We start from the raw sequence: 9,415 nt of genomic DNA on the forward strand, positions 1-9,415 counted from the left end.
CGTCCGGCGCACTGAAAAACAGGAGCGCCGCGCCAGCATGACAAGCATTTGTGGCGCGATCCGACCGGCTCGGAGCGTTTCCGCAACCGCGAATACAGCCCGCGGTCAAAAACGCTTGATCCGCGGGCCTCGTCAGGTGATCTTGACGTCAGATGGTAGGCCACTTGGGGAATGTCGGTCTAAAGCGTCAACAGACTTGGAAAATTAGGGCTGGACCGATGAGTGTAGAGTTGGACCGCTTGTACGAGGCCGCAGGTTTCCTGCCGCCGGAAATCCGCTTGGCGCTCGCGCGGACACCGGACGGCTCTCTCTGTCGCTCTCTGCCACCGCGCCGCGTGGCTCTTCTATGGTGCGACATCTCTGGTTTCACGCGGCACACCAACACACTTCTCGCCACACGGCAGGATGGCGTGGAGGAGTTGCACCGGCAGTTGAAGGAGCACTATTGCGAGATGATCACAATGATCGTCGAGTTCGGCGGTGAGCCGGCTGTCTTTGTTGGCGATGGACTGCTGTCCACGTGGCCGGCGGAGGGGCCTGACATGAGCGATGCAGTCGTGGGGGCGGTGGCAGCGGCAAATGCGTTGCGCGATCGTTGCTGCAATGGCGGAACACTGTTTGACATGAACCTAAACGTGGCCTGCGGGGAGTTGCAGACCGTCGAGCTCGGCGGTCGGCACAACCAGTGGCTGTCCACGTCTCTCGGCTCGGCAATTAGGGAACTGAGGGGTATCGCATCCTGCAGAGCGCCAAACGACGTCATCCTGACCCGAAATGTGGCTCGCCTCTGTCCACCTGATGCACTGACCGAGGAGATTGCCGACGGCCTTGCGCTGAGGCTCATGCATTTTCCGTACGTGAAGCCAATTCGCGCCGCCGCGCTGCCGCTGCCTTCCGAGGAGGCCTGGGCGGCGGTGATCTCGCGCGTGCCGCGCTACATCGCCAGTTGGATTGAAACTGTCGGCCTAGAATGGCTTGCCGAACTGCGCCCGGTGACCGCGCTCACAATTGCGCTGCATGATTTCGATCAGAGCGCCGAGGATGCCGGAGATCGTCTCGGTACGATTGTGCAGACCATACAGGAAATCACCCAAGGCTTCGATGGCTCACTAGCCAACGTCCTTGTCGACGAAAAGGGTGCATCATTGCTCGTAACCTTCGGCACGCCACCGGATGCCCATTCGGACGATCCGCTGAGGTCGGTGCTGACAGGCAAGGAAATAGCCCGGGCACTGGCGCAGATGAAGGTCCGCGCCAGTGCCGGCGTCGCCACGGCGCGTGCCTTCTGCGGCATCGTCGGAACCCCGCAGCATCGCTCTCTTCTAATACTAAGCGATGGGATTAACACATCCTCACGGCTCGCGTGGGCAACTGCCGACGGGATACTGGTGGATGCACCAACGATGCGCGCCACGCGCGCCACAGCGGGGTATGACGCCCAGCCGCAGACCTTCTGGCTGAAAGGTCAAGACGAGGCGGTGCAAGCCTGGGCGCTCACCGGCGAGGCGATAGGCGACGAAGAAGGTCCAAGGGTCGCAGGGCGCAGCGCAGAAATCGGTATGCTTCTCCGGCTGTGGGCCACGGGGGGCGAGGGCGAGGAGGGCACCGGTGTCATCGTTGAGGGCGAATCCGGCAGTGGCAAAACGACTTTGGCGCGGGCCCTGCGCAACGACATTGAAAACGCCGGTGGCTGCTTCCGCATTGAAACCGCCTCATCCATCGAACGAGAGACGCCCTACGGTGCGCTGCGTCGAGTGATTGGCGAGGCGGTCGGGGTAACCTCCGGCATGACGTTGTCGGAACGCCGAGAGGCAGTATTGAACAATTTGTCGCACGACCTGCACGAGCTTGCGCCGCTTCTCGACGCTGTATTTCCGACCGGATTGGAGGAGACAGCCCTCACGGCAGAATTGATCGGCAGACTGCGTACCCAGGCCATCGAGGATCTACTGGTTAGGCTGCTGACCGATGCCTTCACAAGAAATCCCACGTTTCTTTGCGTAGATGATGCGCAGTGGCTTGACCCTGGGTCGCGCCAAATTCTGGTGCGTCTGCTCCCCGGTCTGCCCGAGTTGATCGTGGTGATACTCGTGCAGCAGGTAGGCGACCTAGAATGGCTGGATGATCTGGTTGCGGCAGGGCTGCACCGTATCCGTCTCGCTGCATTAAAACGTGACGGCATGGCAGCGCTGATCTGCCTAAGGCTCGGCTGCACCTCCGTGTCTGAAAAATTGCTGGATCAGATTACGGAGGCTACAGGAGGGCACCCGTTCTTCACCTCAGAGCTCATCATCAGCTTGAAAGCTGCCGGATACGTAATGGTCAGCGACGGAGTCGCCACTCCTTTGCATGCCGATGAGTCGGACACCATGGTTGTGCCGGACACTCTGCACGGCATGGTTTTGCAACGTTTCGACCGGCAGGAACCGGCGGTCCAGCTTTCGCTGCGCGTCGCTGCAGTTGCGGGTTTGGCGTTTCCTACCAAGCTGGTATGCGCGATTCACCCGCTTCGACTGGAGAGCAAGGAGATCAATCGCCATCTCACTGGTCTCTTCAAGATGGACTTTCTTGAGCCCATGGCCGTCGGCGACCGTCCCGGCTACGGCTTTTCGCACAGTATCATGCGTGAAGTTGCCTACAACCAGTTGCCCTACTTGCAGCGTCGAGTTCTACACGCCGACGCCGCCGAATGGCTGGAGGCGAACAGCGGTGCCGACCGTGCAAATAAGCTGATGGAAATTGCGCATCACTGGCTTGCGGCGGAGAGGCAGGAAAAAGCTGTCGCGTGCATGCTGGAAGAGGCGCTGAGGCTGTTCGGCCAAGGGTTTGCCGTGGAGGCGGTCCAGGTTGGCATCCGCGCGATCCGTCTCAGCGGCGTCGAAGTGCCCGCGGATCCAGCCACGCTACAGGCGGAGGTGGGAGAGATCGTTGCATCGCTCGACGAGATGACTCGGGACCGCCAGCCGACCGAGTTGCTGGCAGGCCTGGGCGACGACAACTCGAACGTAGCCCTAAAGCTGACAGCGCTTCTCTCCACCGCGCCCTTTGCCTTCCAGTCAAACCAGTTTGCGACGTTCGCCTGGGCCTCGGCCACCGCAATGAAGCTGGCGCTCGCACACAGCAGCGCGTCGCCGCACGCCTTCTCGATGTACTCGATCGTCAAGTCGGCTATATCCGGCGACCGGACGAGTGGGGCGGCCTGGTCGCGCGCGGCGCTTGATCTCGACATGGCGAGGGACGGGGCGGCGCTGCCGGTCGTAGGCTTCATCGACACATGGTTTCACGGCCACTGGCGCGACCCCCTGCACATGAACGCCGTGCGCAACCGGGCGGCCGCGGCTCGCGCGCTCGAAGACGGCGACAGGCAGTATGCCAGCTACAATATCGCGGGCGAAGTGGTGATGCGCGCTGCCTCGGGAGAGCGCCTCGAGACGGTAATCACCGCAAGCGAGAAGGCCTTGGGGCACCAGTTGCATCGCAATGCTCGCGTTCACGTCACGATGGAGTGCCAGTTCGCTCGGGCGCTGCAGGGGGCGACGACCGGTCCGGTGTCCCTTTCGTCAGACGACATCGATGAAGATCGCGATATAGGCTGGGTTATGCAGAGCGAGTTCATCAACCAGATCGGTTATTATCTCGCCACTAGAATTCGCTTGCACCGGCATGGCGGCGACTGGTCACGGGCGCTAGAGTTGGCCGCGGAGCTTGAACAGATCCGACCCGCCGTCGCCGGGCAGACGGCAGAGTTCGACGCGGTGTTCCATACGGTGCTTGCCCGACTGGGGTTGGAACTCGAGAACGGAACGGCCGCCGGTAGCCAAACCACGGCGGTGGACCATGAGATCGCTCAGTTGTCCGAGTGGCGGAACATCCATCCGGGTAACTTCGGATCGAAGGCGGAGATCGCAGAGGCAGTGCGCGACGGTTTGGCGGGCGATCGAGACGCGGCCGCCGAGCGGCTGGTTGCGACGGCTGGGGCGCTCGGGCCAGACTACGACTTGCAGGACAGGGCTTTGGCCTTGGAGTATGCGGCGCGGTTAAAACCCGGTGGACCTTACAAATCCGCGGCGTTGAAGGCTTACGTATTTTGGGGCGCAGATGCTGTGGCTCTGCGGCTGTCGCGGACGCTTAGGTGAGCCTGTATCTTCGCTACGCTTCAGGACCCCTCAACTGTTGCGCCGCAAAAGCATCGCGTTGGCGTGCATGTCGGGTCCGAGGCAGAGCGTGACGACATAGTTCTGCGTAAAAGCGCTTTCGTTTCGAGTGGCCCATGCCAAGTTGAACGGCACACTGGACTGCACAAGATTTGCAAACTTTTTCAATGTGTTGATGCAGAAGCCCGGGTTTATGATCTGCGTCCAGTGGTCCGTCAGGACGCTGCTCGCCTGATGACCAATCAGGCAAACATCCCTTGGTGCGACGCCGTTGCGTTCCATCAGGGTCTTGACCGCTTCTGGGGCCTTCTTCACTCCGAACTTTTTGAAACCCTCGATGCCCTTACTCGTTATGTGGAAGAAAGGGTGGGTAAACTCTTGGTTTGCCGTGTCTGCTTCGCCCTGGATAAAATCGGAAGCCATGTACATAGACCCATAATAGCTCGTGTCGGCAATCGTGAAACTGTCGACGTATTGCCAATCGGCCTGCGATTTCATGGGACCCACGACGCAGGCTGCCGCCCCATCCCCTGCCGAGATCGCCTGGGGAGTGGTGTATTCTACGAAGCGGGTCCAGTTGTCTCCAAGCGCGATCAGCACGTGCCGGGCACTGCCGGCCTTGATCATGGCATCGCTGATCATGACCGCCGCGTTGAACTGCGAAAACGAATTGAGCAGCGGCAAGGGCCATGCATCGCTGCAAAGGCCGAGCGCTTGATGCAGTTCGCTAATGGTATTCGGCGTGCGGTAATTGCTGATAGAGCCGTCGCCGATGATGATGTCGATATCGTCCGGTTCGATCCCGGCAGACGCAAGCGCCATCTGCGCAGCGGGCTTCATGATGTCGATAAGTTTTTCGTCATCGGAAAGCACGTGACGCACATCGAAGCCCTTGAACAAGTCCTTGCCTTCCGGCTGGTTGTTTTTCAGCCAGTCAAAGATCGGATCATCATTCGTACGGACCTTGCTCGGGATGCTGTAACCGGTCCCGATGATGCGTGGCGCGATACCTTGAGTGTTTGATAGGTCTGTCACTCCGATCCATCCCCATCATCGTCGATCCAGTCGGGTTTAGCCATGTTAAGGCGGTCCTGAAGAAATATCTCAGACGTCTGAAGTGCGCCCTCCACCCAGGTCTGCGCCGTCGAGAATGCCTCGCCGACCACAAAAGCATTCAGTCCGCTGATGGGCTGCGTCATGTCATCGCGTACTTCCCAGGATTTGTGACCTGGGTTCCAGAAGTGCACCGCACCGCCGTAGGGTTCATTCATCCAGTCCATGAAAGCGGCATCGATCGGCATAGGGGCATTGGTGACGCAATGCATCTCCATGAGCTGGCGATGCATTTCGACGACCATCTCGTGCGGCGCCTCGTGATCCTTCCAGTTCGACACGCGCCGTTTCTGGACATCGTCGGTCGGCTGTACCGCACCTCCGCCGCTGCCTTGGAAGGCCAAAGCGCCCTCCACCGGATCATTGATGTCCGACAGCCCGGTGTCGCGCGCGCCCAACGGCCCTGTCTGGTAGCCGCCCCAAAAGCTGGTGCTTGCTTGATCGTTATAGGCCATGATGGCCGAGGGCTTTTCGTCGTTTGTGGACCAGTAATAGCACTGGCGAACCGGCATGTCTGTCAGAGATCGGCCCTTCTCAAGCCCGAGTTGCTCTTTCCACCACGGTCGATCGTAGATCACGAACAACTTGTAAAGGGGGATCCCCTCGACCGAGTTCATCAGCCGGCGCACCCTCCCCGCATGTTTGATCTTCGGATCCAGCAGCGGCCCGCGCCGCAGCAGACGCTTGATCGCTGCAGGCGGCATTGCCAGTACGATTGCCCGCGCATTCGCCGGATCGCCCGTCTCGAATGTCAGTTCGAAACCGCCTTTTGGATCGCCCGGGACCGCCTCGTCGAAGCTTGCGAGCGAGGCATTCAGTTTGACTGTTCCGCCGCAGGCTTCGAACTCCGACTGCAGGCGCCAGATCACGGACTCGAAGCCTTCGTCGAACAGAAAGTACTCTGTGCCCGGGGTGAAGTCGAAGTTCTCCGCGATGATGTCAACAGCATTCGCGTTTGCGCCGAGCACATCATATCCGATCGCCGTAATTGCGAGCTGGCGGCCTTCGTGGCTCAGATGCCGAGACAGGAGATTCCAGAATCCAACCTGATAGAGCGGCTTGCCGTCGACCTTGGCGCTCTGCAAGAAGTTCGGCAAATCTGCCGGCGCCATTCCCTTGATCTCGGGAAACTCTTGGAACACCGCCCAAAAAATAAGCTCTGCCGGCGTGGATGTCGATTGGTCCCTTAGAATCCACTTTTCTCGCTCAGGCAGCACGTAGGGAAGATCAACGCCCGGAACGTGCAGTTCAGACTGCCGGAACATGCGGCGCCGCAGATAGGCAATGTTGTCCGCCACGTCGACGTCCTGCTTATGTCTTTTGATTTTAAGCTTGTTCTCGACAAGCCCTTTCACAAGAGTCTGAGTATTCAAATAGCGCATCCCGCCGAGTTCCAGAGGCATCTCCTTCATCGATGGGGGCGATGCAGACAGGAGGCGACCACCGATGCGGCCCGATTGCTCGAACACGGCAACCTTCAATGGACCTTCGCCGCCTATCTTGTCTCGTATTTTTTTCAGATCCGCATTCGATGCGTTGGCCAGACGCCACGCCGAGTAGATACCGGAGGCGCCACCGCCGACGATTGCAAAGTCGAACTCTTCAGCCATTGTTGTCACCCAAAGTTGTTATCACGCGCGCCTCTTCTTTGCTCGGTACATAAAGTTGGTTGTAGTACGGAGGCTGAGCGGTGCGATTTATTTCAGCAACGATCACCTGAGGTCTGTTGGAATTCTGGGCGTTTTGTAGTGCAGCGCGCAGTTCCGTAGGGTTGCTGACAGTCGCCGTGGCGGCGCCGAGGCCCTCGGCGAACTTTGCGAGGTCCGGCTGGCCGAGCGAAAACATATCTTGCCACTTTTTTATGTCACCACGCATGAAATGCTCCATGCCCTGGCTGACCATTGAGAGGTCATTGTCGTGGAGCACGATCCAGATGGCACCGATACCGTGGCGTTGGGCAGTAGAGATTTCCGCGCCCTGCATCATGAAGGAGCCGTCGCCGGTGATAGCGATGCAGGCCGCATCCGGCCGTGCCAGCTTTGCGCCAACGACCGCCCCCACGGCAAACCCCATCGGCCCCATGTCGAGCGACGAATGCACCTCGAAACCGGGCTTTGCCGTAAGATAGTGCACGCCCCAACCGACGCAGTTGCCCGCGTCGAGCATCACGATTGTGTTATCGTCTGGCAGTTCCTCCTGCATGACGCGGCATAATGCAGCGGGATGCAATGGTCCGGCTTGCGAAAAGTAGTCGCCGGGTGAGTCGAAGGGTGAATACTCTTTTTTGATCTGTGCAATTTTGGCCTTGCGCGCATTGACCTCGGCCTGCGGGGGCAGCGCAGTGCCAGACTGCTTCGCCAGCTGGCGAATGAAATCCCCCGCCTCTCCTGTTATACCGAGATCGACGGGGAAGTCCCGGGCGATGATGCGAGCGTTGGCATCCACCTGGATGATCGGCCCGTTGGGCCTGATCAGTGGCTTCCACTTGTCAGTGGCCAGTTCGCCGAGGCCGGAACCGATCACCATCAGTGCGTCGTAATCCGGGTCAGTCTGGCTCATCCAATAGAACGGCCAGATCGCATTGGCGATGCCGTAGGCGCGCAACGACAAGTCATGATCCTCGGGGAATACACCCTTCCCGTCGGCTGAAGTCATGACCGGGATGCCGCGTGCCTCAACCAACTGCGTCAACGCGCTCTGCGTGCCGGGATCTCGTAGCGGCTCTCGGCATCCGTTGCCCAACATGATGAGCGGGCGCTTTGCCCGCGACATCAACTCAAGCGCTTGCGTCACCTTCTTTGTCTCTGCCACCGGTGGATCAGAACGGTAACGGAAAGGATGCTTTGGCATGTCAATGTCTGCCTGCTTGGCCTTCGTGATGTCGACGGGTAGTGACAGATGGGCGGCGTGGTGTGGCACATCGAGTGCTGTGCGCAGCGCCGCCTCGGTTAGCCGCTGGGCGTTCTCCTCAGAAGAAAGAACGGCCGAATAGGCGACCGACGCCTTGTAGACATCGTTAACATCTAGCTTGCCGTCCACGCCTTCCTGTAAATAACCCATGCCGTTGTACTCTTCGGCGATTTCACCGGTCAGCAGCAGCATGGCGGATCCGCCCGCCTCGGCGTTCATCACGCCTGTCAGCGCGTTTGTTGCGCCGGGACCCGTGGTGACCATTACAGCCCCGAGTTTGCCCGATGCCCGGTAGAATCCATCTGCTATGTAGGCGGCACCGGTTTCCTGACGGCAGACGACGTAGCGCGGCCCGTCTTCGGCTTCATACAGCGCGTGAAGCATATGTATGAGACCACCACCAGGCACGCCGAATATGAACTCGACCTTTTCCAGCTTCAGATAGTCTAGTAGCAACGCGGCCACGTCAGCTTTCACTTCGTCCATAGAAATCCTCCGCCTAAACACTTTTCCGCCAGATAAATATTTATGATATTATGATAATTGAACTTTTCATAGAATAAAACGATTTTTAATAGGTCCGCTCGGCGGTGTCAGCAAATCGTGTTGGCGCGAGGGCCTGAAGCGAGCAGCAGCCTGAGCGCATCGAGGTAGGAGCGGTCCGCGTTGTTCCGGGCGGCATGCCAGCGGCCGTATGCTGCAAGGTTCTTTGACGCGGGGCCGCAGAAGGGTTGCATGAAGGCGCGGAACCGGCCGATCAGGGCGTTGACGGTGTTTATATGGTGGCTGCGCGGGGTACGCTTCGTCCGCCGCCCGGCATTGAGTGCGAAATGCGGGATGCGTTCGTCCTTCGCGATCCGCTCGTAGGTGGCGAACCCGTCCGTGCAGAGCACCGCATCGCGCGCCATCACGGGCAACAGCGCACCGGAGATCGCCGACTGGCCCGCGTCGGCAATGGCCTCGAATGCCCGGTGGCCTGCGCGGTCGGTTGCCGCGAGGAGTTTCTTCTCCCAAGCTGGCCAGCCACCCGGAGGTGCTGTCGCCGAACCGCCCCTGCGCCGATAGGCTCGCCACTTCAGGCGCGGCGGTGCCGGCTGGTTCGCAGGGTCGCGCTGGTGCCGGACCCACTCGCGCGACCCTTTTCGGCTCTCGCGTTGGTGGGCTTCGTCGGCTTCGACGATGCCAGCAAGGCTGTTGTCGGGCTCCGGCGTAAGGGCGCCGATGATCTTCATCCGCCA

At 59.9% G+C, this 9,415-nt stretch carries 5 protein-coding genes; 1 reads left to right on the plus strand and 4 read right to left on the minus strand.

What is annotated here, in order from left to right:
• The first annotated feature begins 218 nt into the window (after nt 1-218).
• Entirely contained in the window at nt 219-4,136 is a 3,918-nt protein-coding gene (locus tag ACESL9_RS15485; RefSeq protein ID WP_372675123.1) for an AAA family ATPase, read from the plus strand.
• Between the two features lie 30 nt (nt 4,137-4,166).
• Here ACESL9_RS15485 and ACESL9_RS15490 read toward each other — a convergent pair whose 3' ends face one another.
• From ACESL9_RS15490 to ACESL9_RS15505, 4 genes are all read right to left on the minus strand, one after another.
• A complete protein-coding gene (locus ACESL9_RS15490; protein WP_372675124.1) occupies nt 4,167-5,189 on the minus strand; it encodes a 3-oxoacyl-ACP synthase III family protein in 1,023 nt (340 codons plus the stop codon).
• Nucleotides 5,186-6,877, minus strand: a complete 1,692-nt coding sequence (locus ACESL9_RS15495) for a flavin monoamine oxidase family protein (RefSeq protein ID WP_372675125.1) — start codon at nt 6,875-6,877, stop codon at nt 5,186-5,188. Before ACESL9_RS15495 ends, ACESL9_RS15490 begins: the two co-directional genes overlap by 4 nt.
• Entirely contained in the window at nt 6,870-8,663 is a 1,794-nt protein-coding gene (locus ACESL9_RS15500) for a thiamine pyrophosphate-binding protein (protein ID WP_372675126.1), read from the minus strand. Before ACESL9_RS15500 ends, ACESL9_RS15495 begins: the two co-directional genes overlap by 8 nt.
• A 107-nt stretch (nt 8,664-8,770) precedes the next feature.
• On the minus strand, nt 8,771-9,415 hold a 645-nt coding region (locus ACESL9_RS15505), incomplete at its 5' end, for an IS1595 family transposase (RefSeq protein ID WP_372675127.1).

Origin of the sequence: Aquicoccus sp. (assembly GCF_041686535.1) — a bacterium.
Classification (GTDB): Bacteria; Pseudomonadota; Alphaproteobacteria; order Rhodobacterales; family Rhodobacteraceae; genus Aquicoccus.